At 65.0% G+C, this 22,166-nt stretch carries 20 protein-coding genes; 11 read left to right on the top strand and 9 right to left on the bottom strand.

The features are described 5' to 3' along the window. Positions 1-77: 77 nt before the first annotated feature. Both ABH915_RS13780 and ABH915_RS13775 read left to right on the top strand, forming a co-directional pair. The gene (locus tag ABH915_RS13780) at positions 78-806 is read left to right on the top strand and encodes a flavodoxin (protein ID WP_370122228.1); all 729 of its coding nucleotides are present in this window, start codon (positions 78-80) and stop codon (positions 804-806) included. 54 nt (positions 807-860) lie between these two features. Continuing rightward, positions 861-1,181, top strand: coding sequence for a carboxymuconolactone decarboxylase family protein (locus ABH915_RS13775; RefSeq protein ID WP_370122225.1), 321 nt, complete (start codon positions 861-863; stop codon positions 1,179-1,181). Positions 1,182-1,265: 84 nt separating this feature from the next. On the opposite strand, the gene ABH915_RS13770 is transcribed toward ABH915_RS13775, so the two are convergent. Next, entirely contained in the window at positions 1,266-2,078 is an 813-nt protein-coding gene (locus ABH915_RS13770) for a DeoR/GlpR family DNA-binding transcription regulator (RefSeq protein ID WP_370122222.1), read from the bottom strand. A gap of 94 nt (positions 2,079-2,172) precedes the next feature. Between ABH915_RS13770 and ABH915_RS13765 the strand changes: the two genes are divergently transcribed. The 4 genes from ABH915_RS13765 to ABH915_RS13750 all read left to right on the top strand — a co-directional run bounded on the left by ABH915_RS13765 (position 2,173) and on the right by ABH915_RS13750 (position 5,450). Continuing rightward, positions 2,173-2,820, top strand: a complete 648-nt coding sequence (locus ABH915_RS13765; protein WP_370122220.1) for a bifunctional 4-hydroxy-2-oxoglutarate aldolase/2-dehydro-3-deoxy-phosphogluconate aldolase — start codon at positions 2,173-2,175, stop codon at positions 2,818-2,820. 61 nt (positions 2,821-2,881) lie between these two features. After that, entirely contained in the window at positions 2,882-4,177 is a 1,296-nt protein-coding gene (locus ABH915_RS13760; RefSeq protein WP_026537170.1) for an MFS transporter, read from the top strand. An 87-nt stretch (positions 4,178-4,264) separates the two neighbouring features. After that, positions 4,265-4,852 carry an AAA family ATPase gene (locus ABH915_RS13755; protein WP_370122216.1) on the top strand — a complete coding sequence of 196 codons (588 nt, stop codon included), beginning with the start codon at positions 4,265-4,267 and terminating at the stop codon, positions 4,850-4,852. Positions 4,853-4,925: 73 nt separating this feature from the next. Then, entirely contained in the window at positions 4,926-5,450 is a 525-nt protein-coding gene (locus tag ABH915_RS13750; protein WP_370122213.1) for a hypothetical protein, read from the top strand. Positions 5,451-5,535: 85 nt separating this feature from the next. Here the strand turns inward: ABH915_RS13750 and ABH915_RS13745 are convergent, their stop codons facing one another. The 5 genes from ABH915_RS13745 to ABH915_RS13725 form a co-directional block, all read right to left on the bottom strand. Beyond that, a complete protein-coding gene (locus ABH915_RS13745) occupies positions 5,536-6,861 on the bottom strand; it encodes a wax ester/triacylglycerol synthase domain-containing protein (RefSeq protein WP_370122210.1) in 1,326 nt (441 codons plus the stop codon). A 243-nt stretch (positions 6,862-7,104) separates the two neighbouring features. Then, positions 7,105-7,557: a hypothetical protein gene (locus ABH915_RS13740; protein WP_370122208.1), complete on the bottom strand. Its 453-nt coding sequence runs from the start codon at positions 7,555-7,557 to the stop codon at positions 7,105-7,107. A 98-nt stretch (positions 7,558-7,655) separates the two neighbouring features. Continuing rightward, on the bottom strand, positions 7,656-8,213 hold the full coding sequence (locus tag ABH915_RS13735; protein ID WP_370122205.1) for a hypothetical protein: 558 nt from the start codon (positions 8,211-8,213) through the stop codon (positions 7,656-7,658). A 131-nt stretch (positions 8,214-8,344) separates the two neighbouring features. Further along, the gene (locus tag ABH915_RS13730; RefSeq protein ID WP_370122202.1) at positions 8,345-10,567 is read right to left on the bottom strand and encodes a transglycosylase domain-containing protein; all 2,223 of its coding nucleotides are present in this window, start codon (positions 10,565-10,567) and stop codon (positions 8,345-8,347) included. A gap of 14 nt (positions 10,568-10,581) precedes the next feature. Further along, positions 10,582-11,088 (bottom strand): LURP-one-related/scramblase family protein, encoded by a 507-nt coding sequence (locus tag ABH915_RS13725; protein WP_370122199.1) that lies wholly within the window; start codon positions 11,086-11,088, stop codon positions 10,582-10,584. Positions 11,089-11,326: 238 nt separating this feature from the next. Between ABH915_RS13725 and ABH915_RS13720 the strand changes: the two genes are divergently transcribed. Next, a complete protein-coding gene (locus tag ABH915_RS13720; protein ID WP_370122196.1) occupies positions 11,327-12,649 on the top strand; it encodes a hypothetical protein in 1,323 nt (440 codons plus the stop codon). Positions 12,650-12,671: 22 nt separating this feature from the next. On the opposite strand, the gene ABH915_RS13715 is transcribed toward ABH915_RS13720, so the two are convergent. Beyond that, positions 12,672-13,781 (bottom strand): HoxN/HupN/NixA family nickel/cobalt transporter, encoded by a 1,110-nt coding sequence (locus ABH915_RS13715; RefSeq protein ID WP_370122193.1) that lies wholly within the window; start codon positions 13,779-13,781, stop codon positions 12,672-12,674. A 241-nt stretch (positions 13,782-14,022) separates the two neighbouring features. On the opposite strand from ABH915_RS13715, the gene ABH915_RS13710 reads away from it, so the two are divergent. Both ABH915_RS13710 and ABH915_RS13705 read left to right on the top strand, forming a co-directional pair. Beyond that, positions 14,023-14,538 (top strand): DUF664 domain-containing protein, encoded by a 516-nt coding sequence (locus ABH915_RS13710; protein WP_026537180.1) that lies wholly within the window; start codon positions 14,023-14,025, stop codon positions 14,536-14,538. A gap of 164 nt (positions 14,539-14,702) precedes the next feature. Next, complete coding sequence (locus tag ABH915_RS13705) at positions 14,703-15,245, top strand: aminotransferase class V-fold PLP-dependent enzyme (protein ID WP_370122190.1); 543 nt, start codon at positions 14,703-14,705, stop codon at positions 15,243-15,245. 66 nt (positions 15,246-15,311) lie between these two features. On the opposite strand, the gene ABH915_RS13700 is transcribed toward ABH915_RS13705, so the two are convergent. Together ABH915_RS13700 and ABH915_RS13695 are read right to left on the bottom strand one after the other, a co-directional pair. Then, positions 15,312-16,352 carry a Gfo/Idh/MocA family protein gene (locus tag ABH915_RS13700; protein ID WP_370122187.1) on the bottom strand — a complete coding sequence of 347 codons (1,041 nt, stop codon included), beginning with the start codon at positions 16,350-16,352 and terminating at the stop codon, positions 15,312-15,314. Between the two features lie 106 nt (positions 16,353-16,458). Then, positions 16,459-17,154 (bottom strand): maleylpyruvate isomerase family mycothiol-dependent enzyme, encoded by a 696-nt coding sequence (locus ABH915_RS13695; protein ID WP_370122184.1) that lies wholly within the window; start codon positions 17,152-17,154, stop codon positions 16,459-16,461. Positions 17,155-17,627: 473 nt separating this feature from the next. Here ABH915_RS13695 and ABH915_RS13690 point away from each other — a divergent pair, with 473 nt between their 5' ends. Next, the gene (locus ABH915_RS13690) at positions 17,628-21,035 is read left to right on the top strand and encodes a choice-of-anchor D domain-containing protein (protein ID WP_370122180.1); all 3,408 of its coding nucleotides are present in this window, start codon (positions 17,628-17,630) and stop codon (positions 21,033-21,035) included. Positions 21,036-21,157: 122 nt separating this feature from the next. Continuing rightward, positions 21,158-22,129, top strand: coding sequence for a dienelactone hydrolase family protein (locus ABH915_RS13685; RefSeq protein WP_370122177.1), 972 nt, complete (start codon positions 21,158-21,160; stop codon positions 22,127-22,129). Positions 22,130-22,166: the final 37 nt, after the last annotated feature.

Here is a 22,166-nt window from a genome sequence, read left to right as displayed (position 1 = left end):
ACCCGGACGGACCCCATTGCCTCCGCCGCGGGCCACCGCCGGCCCCGGGGCGGCAAACACGACCAGAGAGACCCGTGATGAACACCAGCCTGGAGCCCATTGCCCGGCGTGCAGTCCTGCGTTCGGCCGTCAGCGGTCTGGGCGCCGCCATGATCACGGCCGGAATCTCGGGTTGCGGCCCGGGAGAACAGGACGCCCCCATGCCCCTACAAAAGCCAGCCACGCCGCCCTCCGCACAAATCACCCCGGGAGCGCGGGAACGCCGGCGGGTCCTGCTCGCCTACTTCTCCCGCGCCGGGGAAAACTACTATTACGGCGGGCGCACCAACCTCGACGTCGGCAACACCGAAGTACTGGCCGGCATGATCGGCAATCTCATCGCGTGCGACGTACACCGCATCGAGGCCGCCGACCCCTACCCGGACAGCTACGACGCGACCGTCGCGCGCAACGTCCGCGAGCAGGACGGCAACGCACGCCCGGCCATGGCCTCGCCGCTGGCCTCGATCGAGGAGTACGACACCGTGCTGCTGGCCAGCGGGATCTGGAACGTCCGGGCGCCGATGATCATGACGACATTCGCCGAAAGCTACGACTTCACCGGCAAAACCATCCACGCCGTCACCACCCACGCCATGAGCGGTCTCGGCACCACCGAACGGGACTACGCCCGCTCCTGCCCGGGGGCGACCATCGGCGAAGGGCTCGCGGTGCGGGGCGAGGACGTCCGGGACGCCGGGCCGGCTGCCGAGGCCTGGCTTCGCCGCACCGGACTGCTCCAGGACCGTTCAAGCCCGGCGGGGTGAGCTGCCCTCACCCAATCCCCATCCACTGCACACACTTCCCGAAGGGACTCCAGCATGAGCAATTCACACCAGACCCGGGCCCAGCAACTCATCGGCGACTTCGCCCCCAAGCTCGTCGACCTCACCGACAACGTGCTCTTCGGCGACGTCTGGGAACGGAGCGAACTCTCCCCACGGGACCGCAGCCTCATCACGGTCGCCAGCCTCGTCACCAGCGGCAGCACCGACCAGCTCCGCGGACACCTCGTACGCGCAAAGGCCAACGGCCTGACCGAGACCGAACTCAAAGAGGCCATCATCCACCTGGCCTTCTACGCCGGCTGGCCCAAAGCGATGTCCGCCATCACGGTCGCCAGGGAAATCTTCACTGCCTGACGGTGTCCACGAACCCGGCATTTATCGGGTCGATCGCACGCTGCGACCATTCAGCCCGGATCTGAAGCAGGGCTCCGGAGGCGGCTACGTAAGGCCCGGCTTCCGGAGGCCTGCGACATGGACAGTGACTCCCAGTTCGCGGATGCTCTCCTGCATTTCCTGGGGCAGCTGCTCATCGGTGATGACCGCATCCATTTTGTCGATCGGGGCAACACGGAACCTTGAGACGGTTCCGAACTTGGTGCTGTCCGCCAGGAGGAAGCACGACGTCGAGGCCTCCAGGGCGGCGAGCTTCATCTCCACCTTGTCCATCGACGGGGTCGTGACACCGCGCGACATGTTCCAGGTGCCGGTGCTGAGGAAGAAGAGGTCGATGTTGATGCCCTTGATGGCTTCCGCCGCAATCCGCCCCGAGCTGGATGCGCTGGAGGGGTCCACGGCGCCGCCGGTGTGGATGGCCTCGATGTGGGGGTGAGCGAAAAGGCTGGTCACCACGTAGAAGTCGTTGGTGACGACCGTGAGGTTCTTACGCTCGCTCAGGTAGGGCACCACGGACTGACAGGTGGTCCCCGCATCCAGGAACACCACCATGTCATCTTCCACGAACCCGGCCGCGAGTTCCGCGATGGCCTGCTTGCGTGGCAGCTCGAGCTGGGCCCGGAATTCCCGCTCCCGCGGCGGGGCCTGACCGGTCCATTCCGCCAGGCGGACCCCGCCCTGCACTGAGACGACCTGACCCGAATCCTCCAGCGCTGTGATATCCCGCCGGACGGTCATGTGGGACACACTCATGTAGTCCGTGAGGCTGCGGATGCTCAGCACTCCTTCGCGCCGCAGCAGGCGCAAGATCTCCTGGTGGCGCTGCTCAGGAATGAGCGGTCTCACTGTCGGATTCACGTAAAACTCCTTCGGTACGCGGACACATCACTACTTTAACAAACTTTCACGCACATGTTCCCATGTGTGAAAATTTGGGCTAATCTCTTAAATCATGTTAACCAAGTTTGAAGTACTCGAAACCATTGTCCGCACCGGTGCCCTGCTTATCGCACGGCTGGATTCGGCAGACGAGGCCTACCGGGTTGCCGAGGCAGCCATCGACGGAGGCATCCGGGCCGTCGAGGTCCCGTTGACCGTTCCTGGCGCTCTCGGTGTCATCGAGCGGCTGGCCGACAAATACGGCGATCAGGGGATCGTCGTGGGAGCGGGCACCGTGCTCGACGCCGAAGCCGCCTACGCCTCGGTGTCGGCCGGGGCGCGGCTGCTCGTCAGCCCGCAGCTCAACCCGAACATGATCGCCGCGGCCAACCGCTACCAGGCGGTCACTGCCAGCGGCGCCTTCACCCCCACCGAGGTCCTCAACACGCTGGAAGCCGGTGCCGACATAGTGAAGCTCTTCCCGGCTGAACTCGGCGGCCCCGCCTACGTCAAGACGATCCTGGCGCCGCTGCCGCAGGCACCGATCATGCCGTCCGGGGGAGTGACGCCGGAGAACGTCGGTGCGTGGTTCGCCGCCGGCGTGACCGCAGTCGGCGTCGGCAGCTTCGTCACCAAGGCCGCCCAGAACGACGGCGACTACGGGCTGGTTGCCCGCGCTGCCCGGACGTTCCTCGAAGCGATAGACAACGCCCGGCCGTAGGGTCTGGCACCACAACGACATCCGACAGAAAATGTCGACAGAACACAAAGGAGTGAGCTGCATGAGCCAAGCTTCCGCAGAAATCGCAACATCCGAGGTGAAGCCCGCGAAGGGCGTGCGGATCAGGTGGTACCTGATCGCGCTGCTCGTGATCGGCGGCATCATCAACTACCTGGACCGCAACAACCTGAGCATCGCGAACACCACGATCGCCAAAGAGTTCGGCCTCAACACCCTGCAGATGGGCGTGCTCCTGTCCGCATTCTCCTGGCCGTATGCCATCGCGAACCTGCCTGCCGGCTACCTCGTGGACAAGTTCGGCCCCAAGCGCATGTTCGCCTGGGCCGCGGGGCTGTGGTCCATCATCTCGATGCTCTCGGCGTTCGCCAACTCCTTCGGCTTCCTCTACGCCGCCCGCGTGGCCCTCGGCATCGCCGAGTCCCCGTTCTTCACCTCGGGCCTGAAAGTGGCCGACAAGTGGTTCAACAAGTCCGAGCGGGCACTTCCCGTATCAATTATTAACACCGGCTCACAGCTTGCCAACGCTATCGCCCCGCCGCTGCTGACGTTCCTGATGCTCACCATGAGCTGGCGGGGCATGTTCATCGTGATCGGCGCCCTGGGCATTGTGATTGCCCTCGTCTGGCTCCGGATCTACCGGGACCCCACGATGAAGGAACAGTTCATCATCAAGGGCGCGGAGTTCGAGGAACAGCAGCAGCCCAAGGAGAAGCAGGCCGGCTGGGGCGAACTGCTCAAGAAGAAGAACACCTGGTTCATGGTCCTCGGCGCGTTCGGCATCTTCTACACCGTCTGGGTGTACCTGACCTGGCTTCCGAGCTACCTGCAGACGGCCCGCGGCTTCAGCCTGAGCCAGATCGGCTGGCTTGCCGGGCTGCCGTTCCTTTGCGGCATCGTTGGAGTCCTCGCCGGCGGCATCCTCTCCGGAAAGCTGATCAAACGCGGCGTCCCCACCATCACGGCCCGCAAGATCCCGATCGTGGGCGGCGCCCTGCTCGCCGCCGCCGCTGTACTGCCGGTCGCGTACGTCGAGAACACGGCCCTGGCGATCGTGCTGCTCTCCGTCGGCTACTTTGCGGCCCAGGTGCCGATCGGCGTGCTGTGGACCCTGGCCTCGGACATCGCTGACTCCAACCAGGTGGCATCCCTGGGTGCAATCCAGAACTTCGGCGGGTTCCTCGGCGCCGCGGTGGCCCCGATCGTCACCGGCTACATCCTGAATGAAACCGGCGGCAATTACACACTGGTGTTCCTGATCGGTGGCATGCTCCTGATCGTCGGCGCCCTGTCCTACGGCGTCTTCGTCAAGGACCGCCGAGCGGCCATCAAGGTCTAAGGAATATCCCCACGCACTAGGCGTGCTGTGGCGGGCGCGGATTAGCACCCGCCACAGCACAACACAGGTTCAAGGAAGAACAGGCAGTTGACTACCACCACTCCCAAAGTCTTTTTTGTGATCGGCCCTGCCGGCTCTGGAAAGTCCAGCGTCAGCCGGCTGATCGCCGCGCGGTTCGGTGCCGCCTACATCGACAAGGACACCGCCACCATCCGCTTCACCGAGCTGCTGCTCAAGCTGAACAACTCGGATCCCAACGAACGCGACAACAACGAGTTCTACCAAACGACCATCATGCCCCTGGAATATGCGTCCATCCTGGACCTCACCAGGGACAACCTCATGGCAGGCAACTCCGTGGTCCTGGACGCACCCTTCGGAAAGTTCTTTTCCGACAGCGAATACCTGACCAAGATCCGTGCCCACCACCAGTGGCCAGACGCGGAACTCGTAGTGGTCCACGTCAAACTTGCCGGAGAGGCCCTCCGGCAACGCCTCATCACCCGCGGCTACCCGCGTGATGAATGGAAACTGTCCAACTGGGAAACCTTCTGGGCGGGAGCCCAAGCAAACTCCTGCCACTGGCACGGCGCGATGCACATCGATTTTGACAACAGCGCCGCGCCTGCTGACATGACCGCTTTTGAAGCTGAACTCTGTTCCAGCCAGACCTAAACTTTGCCCTGGCGTCCACAGACTATGCCCCGGTTGCCGGCAGGATACCCAGTCCATCGCTTAGGGTCGGGGCATGACCTTGAGCTTGGACGGCGCGCCGGACATTCGTGAGCAGGAATGCTCCTGTTGCGGGGCGACCTTTGTCGTTGTGGATCACTTCATCCTGATGGATGGCCGCACCCATGCCATTGCGAAGTCAGCACTTCATCACCATGGCGACGAACATGAGGCGTGGATCGATGTCATATTCGGCCCATTCGGGGACGACTCCACCGGCGGGCGAGTGAGCTTCGGCTGCAGAGTCGGTCCCATAGCGGGAGCCGCAGAACCGGCGGCGACTCTGGTGGACGCAGCCCGGCCATATCCTGACTCACCCCTTTGGGGCCACAAACTCTCACGCGAGGAAGCGCTCCAGCAGGACTTGCTGGCCCAATTCTGGGTCGTCGTGGACTGGCTGCTGAGTACGGACCCAACCGTTCACAGTCATGTCTACCGGAGGGACATCTCGAAGAGCCACTGGACAGGGCGGATGAATCACGACGGCGCCGGTCCGGGCTTCTGGACAAAGGTCCGTAAGCGCTTGGATAAACGGCGTTAGCCAGCGCCAGGTCAGTTAGGTTCCCACCCGCGCAGAATGCGCCCGGCCGTCTGCTCTCCATGAGCGGACATTCCCGGGTCGAAGCTCATGCGGGCCCAGCCTCCGTCAGAGCCTCAAGTGCGCTGGAAAGTTCGTCACGCAGTCGTGTCAGGTCCGGGCATGTCTCGGGATCGGCGATTGCGGTGATGGTCAGCGTGCCGGCGTAGGAGAGGACGGCAAATGCAACCGTTACGTTACCGCTGATCGCTCCGAGCGGAATGATCCCGGATACCGGCCTGCCCGCGATCTCCAGGGCACGTTCGGGCCCCCGCAGGTTCGTGACGAATGTATGGACAAGGTGTTGGTGGTCTATGACGAAGCGGTAGGCGCCAAGGTGCGCTGCGATCCGGGATACGGGGCCGATGATTGCAGTGGAGGCCCCGGGAGGCCGCTGCTTGACACTCATCATTGTTGCGGCCACTTTTGCCAGCCGTCTGTTGGTCGGACCGACCGCGGGAACGGTCACCGGGATGATGCCGCTCCGGTTCCCCAAGTAGGTGACTGTTGTGTGGCGGCGTGCCGAAAATAGCACGGAGATGACGAACTCTTCGACATATTCGCCCCGCGCCAGCAGCACGCGGTGCAAGGCCGTCGCGACGGCGGTGAGGATGAGATCGTTGATCGTAGCTCCCTGCACGTGTGCGGCGGTTCTGACGGCCTCCACGTCGCAGCGGAGGACAGCAAGCGTCCGTTGCGGACCCGTCGGGCGGTTGAGTGAGGTGCGGGCAGCCCGGGGTTTGCCCGTCTCTCGCAACTCGGAGGCTCCGGCGGCTGCGGTCCGCAGTGCGGCCGGCAGCCGGGCCAGCGCGTTGAATCGGCTCCTCGCAGCATCAACGGCCAGCTGCAGCGCCGAGTATGGAATTTCGGGCTCCCGGCGGCCATCCCATCCGTCTTCCGCGGCGGCCAGGGCCTCCAGGACGGCAAGACCTCCAATTCCATCCGTGAGGACATGATGAAAAACGACAACAAGCGCTGACAGGTCCTGGCTCACGCCGGTAATGAGCTTGGCTGACCAGAGAGGACGGTCGTGGGACAGCGGCGTGGCGAGCATTTCGGCTGCAATGTTGAGCACGGCTTCCTCGCCGCCGGCCGGACAGGCGATCACGCCCAGGTGCTGTGCCGGATCAAAGCCGGCATCTTCCGCCCAAATAGGCCGCCCGCAGCCGAAGGGGACAGAGACCAGCCGTTGACGCAGCCGGGGGACAGCGCCGAGCCGACGCGCCAGTGCATCCAGGAGGGGTGCCGGACCTTCGCCGCCTTCCTCGCTGAGCATGAGGATGGCCCCGACTTGCATTGGTGCTGAGCCAATATCGGCGTCCAGGGACATCATGTCCTCGGCACTCACCCGGTCAACAAGTTGTCTTGGCGTCATTTTCGGTCCCCGGAACCAGATCTCTGAATTCTCTGTACTCCTTGGAGGGAAGAAAACAGCAACCCACAAGTTGCTGAGCAGAGACAGCCTGCGACCCGACTTGGTCGTCATGTCCTCACTGTTGGGCCTATACGGCTTAGACGCTAGGGCAGAACGTCCCACTTGCCCGCTCTGCATAGCCGAGGAGCCAGCCGCCAGCGGCGCTGAAAAATGTGGAGCGACGACGGCGGCCAGCTCCCGCCGCTAGGAGGCCTTCGCGCTGGTGGTACCGGGGCCGGCGTTGATGGCCGCCGCCACCAGGCGGTCGAAGCTGGAGGTCCCGTTCTCCGGAGGCACAACCGTGAAGACCGCAACCCACTTCTCGGGGGCATGTCTCTCCAGCGTTGACGCCCGGGCCACGTGCAGGTTCAGCCCCGGTACGCCGCTGACAAGGAGCGGAAGCTGCTCGCCGGTCTTGGTCATGTGCCGGAATTGCCTGACCGACAGTTGGTCGCCCGGGCTGCTCGTGACCTCTGCGAGGGTGTCATTGATCCTCTTGGTCAGCCCCCGCATGAAGCGCTGCTGGGCCATGACGGTGCGCACCGTCAGAAGCGCGGCGAAGAAGAGGGTGAACAACACCAGGGCACCGAAGCTTCTGAGGAAGGGCAGAAAGATCATCAGGAACAGGCAGAGAATCAATCCCAAAATACTCGACATGATGAATTTGAAAACGGGGTTTTCGCCCGGTTTCTTTGACCAGCGAACAAGGGCGACGATGTCCTTTCGGGGCTGATCGCGCCGTGAAATATCCATGATTAGTACCCCTTCACTTCCATGAGCGCTTCGGCCAGGATGATTGCCTCGCGTGCTTCCTTGAGATCGCTCAGCAACCCCATATCGGGAATGGCTCCTGTGGCCACGGTGGAGCCGGCGATTTCGGAAAAGATGCTGCTCAACCTTTCGCGGTCTTGTGACAGCATCCGGGACGAAGTCAGCTTAATTCTGCTCAGCTCAAGCTCCAGCAGTGACTTGTCGATGGCCTCTCGACGCCCTTGCATGACTGCCAGCTTCTCGGTGACACGCTGGACACGGCCGCGGAGCATCGATTCCATTTTTCCTGCCACGACGTGGAGCTCGCACAGCGCGGTGTAGGACTGCGGGGACCCGGAGTGCACGGCGAGCTGCTCACTGACGTAATGGCGCCGTCGTTCCCATTTCCGGACGGCGGATTCAGATGGTCCCACGAGGAGGGAAACAGCTGCCAGTGCTTTGTCCAGCGACGCGGCCCGGGTGCTCAGGCTGGTTGTGGCGGCGTCCAGCCTCGACAGGAAGGCGTCGTAATTGTCGTGGGGCTGGGCGCTATCGGGAATCATGAGCTACCTGCGCGCGGTGGCGCGATTCCCCTCGCCGGAAAATTGGCCCCGTCTCCCATGGCAAGAGGATAGAGGCTCCAAGCCCGAAGGCATAGAGTGCTCTTTTGGATCCAGAGGATTTCGGGCCCGTGTCAGCGACACAACAACGCACCATTAACCCCAGGGAAGCACGGCGTGCGGGTCGTAGGGGGAGTCCGGCTCGCGAAGGGCGACCGGGTCATGGACTCAGGCGGCGCCGGGAAGGGGGCGGTGGGGTAATACCGGGCGACCTGAAGCATGTAGTTCGCCCACTGCGGGCCGGCGAGCATGTACCCGTCAATGGCCTTATAGAACTTGCCGTTGACGGTGATGTTTTGTCCTGGCCGCTTCTGGCCCTCCAGTGCGTCGCCGAAAAAGGAAGCCGTCGCGAGGCCGCTCGTGTAGCCCACCACCCAGGTGGCGCCGTTGGTATTGGACGTGCCGGTCTTGGCCGCAACCGGGAACCGCTCCTGGACCTTGGGCTTGATGTAAACGCCGGACCCGCGTTTCAACACGTCCTGCAGCACGGCGTTCACGCCCCGGGCGACCTCGGGCTTGAACGCATCACGGCAGGCGCTGGTCTCAGCCGGAAGCTTACGTCCCCCCGCATCTGTGACTGACACGATGGCGATCGGTGCGCAGTACTTGCCGTCGTTGGCGAACGTGGCAAACGCGTTGGCCAGATGGAGCGGCGCCACCCCGATGGCGCCCAGCAGATTGCCCAGCTGGTGCATGTTGATTTGGGCGTTGTCCACGCCGCTGTGGAGCCCGGCGGCATCGACCATCTTCTGGATGCCGCAGAAGTCGAGTTGCGCGGCCTCGGCGAAGGTGGCGGTGTTGATGGAGTTATACAGCCCGTAGTCCACGCGCATGCGGCGGTAGTACCCGGCGTCGTTGTTCTGGAGGTCGTCCGCCGCGCCGAGGCTCTTCTGGCTGGTGCTGTAGGCCCCGAGCACCCTGCCGCAGCTTGATCTCCAGCGGAACCCGAGCGGATAGGAGCGCCGGGACGCGTCGACTATAGCGGCCAGGGACTTGCCCTCGTTGAGCCATTCCGCGAACGTGAACGGCTTCATGGTGGAGCCGGGCTGGAACCCGCCGGCGCCGTTGAGGTCGTTGCCGTTGGCATCCTTGGAATCGACGTTGAAGTTCAGTTGCGTATCGAATTTCCCGGGCGCCGGGAGGAAGACGGTGTTTTGCGCCATCGCCAGGATCTTGCCGGTACCGGGTGCGATGGAGACCATCGCCGAGCCCCATTTGTCCGGGTTGGCCCCGGCCGTGGCATCGACCTGCGCCTGGGCGGCCAGTTGGAGCCGGCTGTCCAGGGTGGTGGTGATAGTCAGGCCGCCGCGGAACAGCTTCCGCTCCCGCTCGGCCATATCCGCGCCGTAGGCCGGATTGTTGAGGATGAGGTGGGACACGTAGTCGCAGAAGTACGGTGCCATTTCCGCGCCCGCGCACCCTTGCCTGCCGGGGGTGATCTTGAGATCCACCGGGGCGGCGACGGCCGCATCGTGTTGCACTTGCGTGATGGCGCCGTAGCTGAGCATCCTGGCGAGAACCTGGTTGCGTCGCTGGACGGCGTTCTCCGGATGGACGTCAGGATTGAAGAAGCTGGGGCTATTCACGAGGCCGGCCAGCAGGGCAGCTTGCGGCAGGGTGAGGTCCTTGGCCGTGGTGTTGAAGAAATAGCGGGACGCGGCTTCGATGCCGTAGGCGTCCCGGGCGAAAAACACGATGTTCAGGTACCCCTCGAGAATTTGGTCCTTGGTGTACTTCTTCTCCAATTCGACGGCGAGCCTCATCTCGCGAATCTTGTCGGCCATGCTCTTTTGCCCGTTGAGGACAATTTGATCGCCCCGGTCCGCCGACACGAGGGATTCGTTGAGCACGTTGGTGACGTACTGCTGGGTCAGGGTGGAGGCGCCCTGCCTGCCGCCGCTGGTCAGGTTGGACACCAGGGCCCGGAGAATCCCCTGGGGGTCGATGCCGGCATGTTCGAAGAAGCGGCGGTCCTCGATCGCGACGATCGCGTCCTTGATGTACCGGGACATCTGGTCGAGGCGGACCTTCACGCGGTTTTCCGCGTAGAAGGTGGCGATCGGTTTCCCGTCGGCGCTGAGCACCCTGGTCGACTCCGACGGCGGATCAACGGTCAGTTCCGAGGGAAGGCTGTTGAACAGGACGATCGATTCCTTGACGGCGACGCCGGCGGCGGCCACGGTCGGGACCAGGAGGCTGGCGGCCAGGACGCCGCAGACCGCGCTCGCTGTGAAGAAGCCGAAAAGCCCCCACAGGGTCACGGCTAGCCGGGATCGGGTGCGTTTCCTGGGCGCCATGGTGCCTGGCCAGGCTAGGTCAACGAGTCGATGGCGACGGTGATCGCCAGGAGGAGCGGAACGTCCTCGCCCGCCGCGATTTCGACGCCGTAGGACTCGCGCACACGGAACCATTTCTTGGAGATCGTGGCGACCGTATGGCCGTCGCGTTCGATCTCGTACTCGTGGTCGACGATGTTGCCGTGCGCCTTCATATCGGGGCCGCCCTTTACGTCGATCGAGAAGCGGTCACGGAGCCCTATCAACGCCTTGTGGACCGTTGCGGCGGTGTCTTCGCCGCGCTCGACGGCGACCTTGTCCCGGATCGAGAGCTTGCGCTCCTGGATGCGCGCCACCTCGTTGCCGGAGTCATCCTCCAGAACAAAAGTGTCCCGCATCCGCAACGCCTTGCCATTGACTTTGTAGGCGCGTCTGCCCTGGCTGTCTTCGATCCAGAAGTCATCCCCGATCGACAGCAGCTTCTCGCGCATCTGAAACCGCTCGCCCACGGGTTCGTCAGGCCGGTGCCGCAGTAGTCCCATTCCCTGACCATAGGACCGCTCCTCCGGCCGCCGCCTCACCCGAACCGGATGGTCCGCGGGCCACTCGGAAGAACGGCCTGGAATGAGGCTGTACCAGCACCTGTCCCCAGCTTTTTACAACCCCGGCGCACTAGGTTCGGCGGATGACCTGTCTCGACTTATGGTCGAAGCGCCGGAGCGGACACACTCAAGGTCGCGGAGCTCTCCTCCGTTCACCCACAAACCCGCGAGGATGGCCATGAGAATCAATTCCGCCTTCACAGCCTTGACCACCCTGCTCCTGACGGCCGGCTGGTTGGCGGTGGGCCTCCCGGCGCCGGCCCAGGCCGCGGGCACCACGTACTTCGTCAGTGCGGCCGGGAGCGATACGAATTCGGGAACGTCAAGCGCTGCACCTTGGAAGTCGCTGTCGAAGGTCAACTCGATCGTCCTCGAGCCCGGCGACACCGTCAGTTTCCGCAGGGGCGACACCTGGACCGGAGGTGTCGTGACCACCCAGAGCGGGACCGAGGCAGCGCCCATCACCTTGATCGGCTACGGCACCGGCAACGCTCCGACCATTACCGGCGGCAAGTCAGGAAACTGCATCAGGATCAACGGCAACTTCACCACCGTTGACGGGCTTCGGGGCGTCTCCTGCGGCTACGCGGGCATCAGCGTCACCGGCGACCGCAATACGGTCCGCAATTCCAGCGCCTCCAACAATGCCGTTGGCATCAAAGCAGGGACCGGGTCTGACTTCGGGAAATACACCGGCAATGTGCTGACCAACAACAACATCATGAACGTCCTGACACAGGGCACGAATTGCGGGACACCCCAGGCGGTGAACTGCAGTGACGATTCTGGTGCTTCCGGTGTGCTGGTCAACGGCAATGACAACGAACTTTCCGGCAACACGGTCAGCGGCTCCACCGCGTTTTCCTACGATTACACGCGCGACGGCGGTTCTTTCGAAATCTACAACGGCAGCCGGAACTACATCCATCACAACGTGTCCCTGGACAACAACAACTTCTCGGAGATCGGCCGGTCCTCCGGAACTGCGGACGGGAACATCTACCGCTACAACCTGGTCCGGTCGACCTGTGGTGCCAACTGTGCCCAGGCCAAGGGCTTGATCGCCCGCGGTGCAGGGACGTCCTTCGGGCCGACGAACGGCACCGTGTTCGAGTTCAACACCGTGTATCTGAACGGCCCGCAATCCCAGTCCGTCGTCTGCCATGCGGGCTGCCCGGCATCGACCGTGATTCGAGGCAATATCCTGACGGGCGTCAAGAACTCCTTGTGGATCAACGGCTCGGGCTGGACCGAGAAGCAGAACGTCCTCAACGGCCCGGTCAACTTTGTCCCGAACAGCACGTCCACCACCGCGTCGGCCCGCTTCGTGAACGCACCGGCCGATCTCCACCTGACCGGCACCAGCCCGGCCATCGACCGCGCTGGAACGAGCCTGTCTGCCGTCGACCTTGCCGGAAGTGCGGTGCCCCAGGACGGGGACTGCAACGGAACGGCCGCTGCCGATTCGGGGGCCTACGAGTTCGACTCGCCCAACTGCTGACCCATTTTGCGCCGGAAGCGGCTCAGGTGGTGCCAGCTTGGCTCCAGCGTTGCTCGATCCGGCCAAATTTCCAGACGGCGAGCGCGATCAGCCAGATGATGACAAACAGTCCGACAATGATGTACCCGACGTTTCCGAGGTCCAGCGAACCAATGGCGGCAGCCGGCCCGGATTCGAGTCCCAGCTTGTCCGCCACGACCCCGAGCAGCACGGTAACCCCGACCACCAGGGCCACAATCACCGAGAGCACCGTGACTGTGAGGTTGTAAAAGACCTTGCGGACCGGCTTCAGGAACGCCCACCCGTAAGCCCGGGACATGAACACGCCGTCGGCGGTGTCGAAAATGCTCATTCCGGCGGCGAACAGCACCGGCAGGACCAGGATGGCGTACCAGGGCAGGGAGAAGGCCGCGGAACCGGCCGCGAGCACGAGCAGGGCCACCTGGGACGCGGTGTCGAATCCCAGGCCCATCAGCAGGCCGACGGGATAGATGTGCCATGGCTTGGTGATCCTCCGGATGGTTCCGCCGAGGAGCCGCGCCAGGAAACCCCGGTTGTTGAGCTGGTGTTCAAGCTCGGCCTCGTCCAGTTCCCCGGTCCGCATCCCGCGGAACACCCGGGCGATGCCGATCACCGAGGCGAGGTTCATCAGACCAATCAGGATCAGGAACGTTCCAGCCACGACGCTTCCCACCAGTCCCAGCGTCTGCATCAGGGCCGAGTCCCCGTCCTGCACGGTGCCGGCCATGGCCCTCGCGCCGAGGGCCAGGAGCAGCGCCGCGCCGAACACCACGGTCGAGTGGCCCAACGAGAACCAGAAGCCCACCCCCAGCGCGGCCTTTCCCTCGCCGACCAGCTTGCGGGTGGTGTTGTCGATGACGGCGATGTGGTCGGCGTCGAACGCGTGCCGCACTCCCAGCAGAAAGGCGGTGACGCCCAGCCCTACCCCGTACACACCGGAGCGGCCCAGCGCGAAGTTCTGTGGAGCCACGGCCAGGGTCAACACACTCCAGCCGACGACGTTGAGCAGGAGGACGAAGCCGGTGATGCCGGCGAGATGGAACTTGTCCCGGCGTTCCCAGCGACTGGACGTCGCCCGCACCGGCTGCGCTACAGGCAACAAGTTGCTCATAATCCGTAAGGGTAGGCGCGGGGGGTCGCCGCTGCCAAGACCTCGCGGACTGCGGAACTGCGTGCGGCAGTGTTGACACCTGGAGGGTCTCGCTTGCGCCCTTGGCACGGAGACGCGCGGCCCTACCCACCGGTGCGGCCTCCATGCAAGCATGGGGATCACCGATCATGCACAGCACTTCGATCACGCACAGCACTTCGATCACGCACAGCACTTCGATCACGCACAGCGGGGGGACTCGATGAAATCCAATGAACTGCTGCTGGATGCCTTCGGCCGGATCCGCGAGACGGTGGCCGCGGCCCTGGCCGGGGTTGACGAGGCCGCCCTGCTCCGACGGCCCGGAGGCAACGGGAACTCAATGGCCTGGCTCATCTGGCACCTCAGCAGGGTCGAGGACGCCCAAGTCGCCTCCGCCGCGGGCCTGGACCAGGTCTGGACCTCGGAGGGGTTTGCCGCCCGCTTTGGCCTGCCGCTCTCCAAGCGGGACACCGGCTACGGCCATACGAGCGCCCAGGTGGACGCGGTGCAGGCACCGCCGGAACTGTTGCTCGAATACTACGACGCGGTCCACCGGCAGACTGCGAATTTCCTGGCGAACCTCGGCGACGACGACTTCGACCGCATCGTCGATACCCGCTGGGACCCGCCCGTCACCCTCGGGGTGCGGCTGGTGAGCACGATTGCCGATTGCCTCCAGCATGTGGGGCAGGCGGCCTACGCCAAGGGCCTGAACTCCGTGCACGGGCACGGCTAGGGCGGTCCCGGCCATGCAGGCGGCCGATATTCGCGGGCTCTTCCCGGGGCTACAGGACACCATCTATCTCAACACCGCCTCCATGAACGTCGGCTGCGCCCCCGCCCGCGAGGCCTACGAGCTGGCCGTCGGGCGCCGGTCCGCCGGCAAGTTCGACTGGATGGATGCCGAGCGGGCAGGGGAGGAGGCCCGCAGGTTACGAAGTCCGGTCCGTGGCACCGGGCGGCGACGGCGTGACGGCCGAGGCATTTGGCCAGGCGGCCGACGGCGGCACCCGCCTGATCGCCGTGAGCGCCGTTCATTCGGCCAACGGCTACCGGGCCGACCTGGCCGCGCTCAGCCGGGTCGCGGCCCGCTCCGGCGCCTGGTTCTTCGTCGACGGCTGCCAGGCCGCGGGCGCGGTGCCGCTGGATGTGGTGCGCGACGGCGTGGATTTCCTGGCCGCCGCGAGCCACAAGTTCCTGCTCGGCTCCAGAGGCATGGGCTACCTCTATGTCCGCAGCGGGTTGCTTGACCGGATCCAGCCCGTCGGTCCCGGCTGGAAGGCCGCTCGCAACCCGGCCGAGAGCTTCTACGGACCGGCTATGGACCTCTCACCCACGGCCTCGAAGCTCGATGCCTCCTTGGCGTGGTTTCCCGCCCTGGCCGAGCAGGCGGCGCTTGGCATCTTCCGCCGGTTCGGCATCACGGCCCTGCTCGATCGCTGATCGGGCGCGGCTGAGCGGCGGCGGGCCCTGCCTCTCCTGGACACCGGGGCTGCCGGAGCACCGGAACTAGGCGCGCCCGTGGTCCTTGGCGTCGCTGGCGTAGGCGAGGCCGATCTGGCGCCTGACTTCATCCATGGCCTCCATGACCTGAACGCTCTGCCGGGGCGGCAGGATGTCGTTGGCAATGGCGCGGGCCGCAATGAGCCGCTCCATTTCCCGCGCCTGGTATTGCATGCCGCGGCCGGCGACTGGTTCATCGAAGCGCTCGACGACGTTTCCGTCGGCGTCGTACCTGGTGAAGGCCGACGGCGTGTACCAGACTGACGGGATCTCGATCCGGCCTCCGGTTCCGATGATCGCGGCCTGGTTTGGTCCTGCCGTGTCCAGCGCGCATTGCAGCACGGCCTGCTGCCCGTCACCGTACTCGAAGATCATCGCGGTCTGCCGGTCCACACCGGTTTCAGTCATGCTGGCCGTAGCCCGGATGCCGGTCGGCGCCCCGAAGACGTCGAAGGCGAAGGACACGGGGTAGATGCCCAGGTCCAGGAGCGCTCCGCCGCCCAGCGCCGGGTCGTTGAGGCGGTGCGCCGGGTCTCTGGGCAGATTCTGGTTGTGGTCCGCGATCACTGTCCGGACCTCGCCCAGGGCACCGGACCGAATCAGCTCACGGATACGGACCATGTGCGGAAGGTAGCGGGTCCACATGGCCTCAAGGGCGATCAGTCCCTTCGCCTCGGCGAGCTCCACAATCTCCCGGGCCTGCCAGGCGTTCATGGCGAAGGGTTTTTCAATCAGCACGTGTTTACCCGCGTCCAGGGCCAACAGCGCATTCTCGTGGTGGAACGGGTGCGGCGTCGAAATGTAGACAACATCGACGTCCGGGTCGGCCACGAGGTCCTCGTAGCTTCCATGGGACGTGGGGATCTGAAACCGGGCCGCGAACTCGGTCGCGGATGCCAGGGTCCGGGAGCCCACGGCCTGGACCACTGAGCCGTTGTCGATCAGGTCCGGCGTCTGGAGCCCGGCGATGAACCCGGTGCCAAGAATTCCCCATCTGGCCACGGGCGTGGAGAGATCTGCGGTGCCGGTTGTGGCGTGCTCTGACATGAGTTTGGGTTCCCTTCGAACATGCGGTGACGAAAGCATCGGGCGGCTCGTGGAGTGTCCACGGCTTCCCGGGACGTGTTCGTATCCTAAGCCTGAAAACCGGGACTCACGGCGTGAGCGGACCCCGAAGCACGCGCAGGGCCGCGGCGGCGTCACCTTCAATGAGGGCGCTGTCTGCCAGGTTGGATCGACCCCAAAGACCCAGATACATGATCGGCAACGGGGCGGAAATCGATGCCACGGCAGGACCAGGGCCCAGCGTCCAGATGGCGGCCCCCGGCACCCGGAAGGTCACGGCTTTGTCCGGGTGCGGCATCCGGTCCAGCCGCAGCTGCCGCGGCGTGAACATTGCCAGCACCTCGTCGACACCGTCGAGCATGAAGTCATCCGCCAGCGCGGGGATCTCCAGGCCAAGTGCCTGGCAGGCGTCGACAAGGTGGATGGCGTGTTCGTGGGCCTGTCGCCGAAGCCAGAACCGGGCGGTGCGCGGCCGCGGGCCAAAGTTCCAGCATTCTTTCTCGGGATCAAGGCCCTTCATCGTCTCGAGGAAGGGTGCGGTGCCCGCCAGGAACCAGGCCGCGGCGCCCTCGGAAGGCGGTGCAGGTTCCTGGGCGAAGGTGCCTGTCCGGGCCACAGCTGCTGCCCACCGCTCGATTGAGCCGAGATGCCCGAAGAGTTGCTCGAGCGACCAGCCGGGGCACGCCGGAACGGCGCTGGCAAGCGTGTCCCGCGGCTGCCGGGCGAGCGTACCGAGGTGGTTCAGGGAGCTGGCCAGCTCGGCCAGGAATCGATCGGGCGACATGAGAGGAGCCTAACGCGACGCCGGGGCAGTCAGCGGCCCGGGCGGGCGCGGAGCGCTGAGGCGTTTCCGCACGCCCGGCAAGTAGGCAATCGTGTCCGCCCAAGTACAAGGCCAGTAGCAGCCGGAAGAATACGGGAATCGCACGCGAAAAGTCGGGTAGCCTCCACTCGCGCGCTCACCAACCCCCGCTTCTAGGCTCCAAAGTACTGGGTTAATAAAGTCAATGTAATGGTCAGGATCGGGTCTCAGCCATGCATGATCAAACAGAATCTCGAGTGTCGTCCGGCCATTTTCAGGGCCGTCTGCGCAGTAAACGGCCGGGAGGGCCACCGCATCCCCGGAAGCACCGGGCGGGCGCAATCCACGCATCGTCGCCCCGACACCGCGGGTGGTCCCGGGGCGCGTGGGCGTCGCTGCTGTCGGCAACGCTCGCCCTCGCCGGGCTGTCGGTCGGCGGGACCGCCGTCGCGGACGTGGGGACCATTGCCCACGATTCCCTGCGGACCGGATGGGACCGCGACGAGCCCGGGCTCTCGCCGTCGGCGGTCGCATCATCAAACTTCGGCAAACTGTTCTCCGCAACCGTGGACGGGCAGGTCTACGCCCAGCCGCTCGTAGTCGGCACCACCGTGATTGCCGCGACGGAAAACAATGCCGTCTACGGGCTGGACAGCGCCACGGGCGTGGCAAAGTGGACGCGCAAACTCGGGCCGGCGTGGCCGGCGTCGACGGTGAGCTGCGGTGACCTCACTCCCAACATCGGAATCACGTCCACTCCGGTCTACGACCCGGCGACGAAAAGCGTCTACCTGCTGGCCAAAACGAATGACGGGGCAAGTAAGCTGTTCCCGCACTGGTACATGCACGCCCTGGATGTGGCGACCGGCGCGGAGAAACCCGGCTTCCCCGTCAAGATCCAAGGCGCCCCGACCAATGACCCGGCCCGCCCGTTCAACCCGATGACGGCGATGCAGCGCCCAGGGCTGCTGCTCCTGAACGGGGTCGTATATGCAGGATTTGCCAGCCACTGCGACTACACCCCCTTCGTCGGCTACGTCGTCGGCGTATCGACCGCCGGCCGGCAGACGACGATGTGGGCCACCGAATCAGGCAACGCCAACGCGGAGGGCGGAATCTGGCAATCCGGCGGAGGACTGGTGTCCGACGGTCCCGCCAACATCCTGCTCACCACAGGGAACGGCATTTCCCCGAAGCCCGGCCCGGGATCGAATCCCCCAACCACACTGGCGGAGGCGGTGGTCCGGCTCCGGGTCGGCAGTGACGGCAATCTGAAAGCCACCGACTTCTTCAGCCCGGCCGACAACGCAAAACTTAACCGGAACGACGCCGATCTGGGCTCCGGCGCTCCCGTCGCGATCCCGGACGGCTATGGCACCGCTGCACACCCCCACCTGTTGGCCCAAATCGGTAAAGACGGCACCATGTACCTCCTGGACCGGGACAACCTGGGCGGCATGGCGCAGGGGGCCGGCGGCACCGACGCCGTCCTGGACAAGGCCGGACCGTACAGCGGAGTGTGGGGAAAGCCCGCGTTTCTCGGGACCAGCAACGGTGGTTACCTTTACGTCGTCGAAAGCAACGGGTACCTTCGCGCCTTCAAGCTCGTGCCTGGCGCCAATGGCGGGGTCAGCCTCGCCGCCGTCGGGACCTCTGCGGGCACGTTCGGGTTCAGCTCCGGTTCGCCGGTGGTGACATCCTCCGGCACGGACGGGTCCTCCGCCCTGGTCTGGGTGGTCTATGTCAGCGGAGGCACCGGGGCCGGGGCCGAACTGCGCGCCTACCGTGCAATTCCGGACAGTACCGGGAACCTCAAGGAAGTGTTTAGCGCACCACTGGGTATAGGGGCCAAGTTCTCCTCGGTGGCCACGGACAAAGGCCGCGTCTACGTGGGCACCCGGGACGGGCACGTCCTGGCTTTCGGCGCCCCGACAACATCAGCGGTAGGGGCAAAGAACACCGACCTCGGTACCGTCGCGGTGGGGAAGACGGTGACCGGCAACGTGACGATCACCGCGTCGCGGGCGGTGACGGTGAGCTCCATCACAACAAGCACCCCGTTCAGGATCGGAACCACGCTCACCCTGCCCCGGACCTTGGCCAAGGGCGGAAGCATGACGGTACCTGTGGCCTTCTCGCCGGCCGTTCCGGGACAGGCGGATGGCACCCTGAGGGTCAAGACAGCCGACGGCGAGACCGTCCTCCTCGGCGTCCACGGCGTCGGCACGAAGGAGGGCCTGGGCGCGACTCCGGCCACGGTCCAGTTCACCGACGTCCCGACAAACACTGTCAGCCGGCAGACCGTCAACATCGTCAACACGGGTACCACCGTCGCCAAGATCACCGGCGTCACTCTGCCGGCCAACGCACAGCTCCGCGTTGACGCCACCACGGTGCCGGCCGTCGGGCAGACCATCCAGCCCCTCGCGTCGGTGGCGGTGTCCATGACGTTCAGTCCCACCTCGGCGGGTCCGGTGACCGATACGCTCGTAGTCGCCAGTGACCGAGGGAAGGTGACCGTCAAGGTGGCCGCGACCGCAGTTTCCGGCGCAGCGCACCTGGAGTTGCCGCGCTCTTTGGACTTCGGTGACGTCCCAGCCGGGACGTCGGTTACGCGGGCTTTCGAGATCAAGAACACTGGCAACATCCCAATGACCATCACGAAGGCGAAAGCGCCGCAGGGCGTCTTCTCCACCACGAATCCCATCTCCGAGGGCTTGAAAATTCCCGCCGGTGAAACCGCGTACCAGACCGTAACCTTCGCACCCACGGCCGTCGGGCAGGCCGGAACTTCCGAAACTTACTACCTGATCACGGCGAACGACGGCCAAGCTGCCCAGAAGGTCATGCTCACCGGGAACGGTACCGATGACCCCATCGCTGCCTACGCATGGAAGATTAATGCCGGCCGCCCCGGGTCGAGCCTCGGCCGGTCTCTGACCGCGGAGTACGCCGTGGGCGTGGGCAAATGCCAGGACTACACCAGAGGGGTGATCTGCTGGTCGCCCAAGACCGGGGCCCATGCAGTCCTCAATGAAATCTACAAGCGTTACAAGGCCGAAGGCGGCGCCGGAGGCCGCTTCGGCTTCCCGACCTCGGACGAGAAGGTGTCGCCAGACACGGTGGGGCGGTACAGCGACTTCTCTGGTGCGGGCGGGACCTCGATCTACTATTCACTGGCCACTGGAGCGCACTCGGTGACCGGTGCGATCCGGTCCAAATGGAGGGCACTCGGCGCGGAGACAGGACCGCTGGGCTATCCAATCACCGACGAGAAACGGGCCCCGGACGGGGTGGGACGGTACAACCACTTCTCCGGTGCGGGTGGGGCGTCGATCTACTGGACACCGACAACCAAGGCCCACTCGGTGACAGGGGCCGTCCGCGCCAAGTGGGCGTCGCTGGGCTGGGAGACCGGACTTGGCTATCCGACGTCCGACACTACGGCGTCGGCGGACGGGGTAGGACGGTACAACCACTTCTCAGGTGGAAGTGGAAACTCGATCTTCTGGTCGCCGACGACTGGGGCGCACTTTGTCTTAGGCGCCATCCGGTCCAAATGGGCGGCCCTTGGCTGGGAGACCGGCCCGCTGCGTTACCCGATCACGGACGAGAAGGGCACCCCGGATAAAGTGGGGCGCTACAATCACTTCTCCGGTTCGGCGTCGATCTACTGGACGCCGAGGACCCTGGCGCACTCGGTGACCGGTGCGATCCGGTCTAAGTGGGCGTCACTGGGCTGGGAGACGAGCCGGCTGGGATATCCCACGAGCGACTCGTACACGGTATCCGTCGGTCGGGCGACGGATTTCCAATATGGACGGCTGACGTGGAACGCAACACTGAAGAAGGTCACCGGATAGGCAACGCGCGGACCAACCCGGACGCTTGGCGCGTTGGGCCTCATGGGGCGGCCTCCGTGCAGGACCCTTGCCGGAACTCTGACTTCGGAGGAGGATGATCGGCACACTGGAGGAGGCCCGTCATGACCCAGCTCGGCAAGTTTGAGAAGTATCTGATCGAGGAATTCTTCGACGACTACCGCGCCGGCGCCATGAGCCAGCATACGTTCACGCGCCGTGTGGCGTTCATCATGGGCAGCATGGCAGCGGCCTCGGCGGCGATGATCCTGGTGGGCTGCACGCCCGACGAGGTTCCCCGCAGTACCGATCCCATGCCGACGCCGACACTGTCCGCTCCGGGGTCCGGCGCCGCGTCCGCGGGTGCGGTGCCGGGGGCCAAGAGCCCGCTGTCGGTCCCGGAGGGAGCGGCCGGACTAACAACGGCGACCGTGCAATTCGCCTCGGGCGGCACCGATATCAGTGGCTATCTCGCACGGCCGGCACAGGGGGCCGCCGGGCCGGCCGTGCTGATCTGCCACGAGAACCGCGGGCTGACACCCCATATCCAGGATGTGGCACGCCGCTTCGCCAAAGCCGGATACGCCGCAATGGCCCTGGACCTGCTCAGCCGGGAGGGCGGGACCGCGGGTATGGACCCGGACGCTGTCCCGGGCGCGCTGACCAAGGCCGGGGCGCAGCGTCACGTTTCCGACTTCACAGCCGGCTTTGACTACCTGAACGCCCAGGACTTCGTTGATCAGGGTCGCATCGCCATGAACGGCTTCTGCTTCGGTGGCGGCATCACGTGGCAGTCGGCGACCGCGATTCCGGGACTGAAAGCGACCTCAGCATTCTATGGACCCGCGCCTGACCTGGACAAGGTCACCGCCATCAAGGCGGCTGTCTTCGGCGTCTACGCCGAACTGGACCAGCGGATCACCGGCGCCATGCCGGCGCTCCGGGATGCCTTGGCCAAAACCGGCGTCCGGAACGAGCTCAAGATCTATCCCGGCGTGGACCACGCCTTCCACAATGACACCGGGCCGCGCTACAACCAGGAGCAGGCCACGGCCGCATGGAACGACACGCTCGCCTGGTTCGGCAAGTACGTATGAGCGACAGGGCCCGGAGATACCTCCCGACCGGATAGAG

This window comes from Arthrobacter sp. MW3 TE3886 (genome assembly GCF_041262145.1).
Lineage (GTDB): Bacteria > Actinomycetota > Actinomycetes > Actinomycetales > Micrococcaceae > Arthrobacter.
The sequence above is the reverse complement of the archived record's forward strand: the minus strand, read 5'-3'. Positions and strand labels throughout refer to the sequence as shown.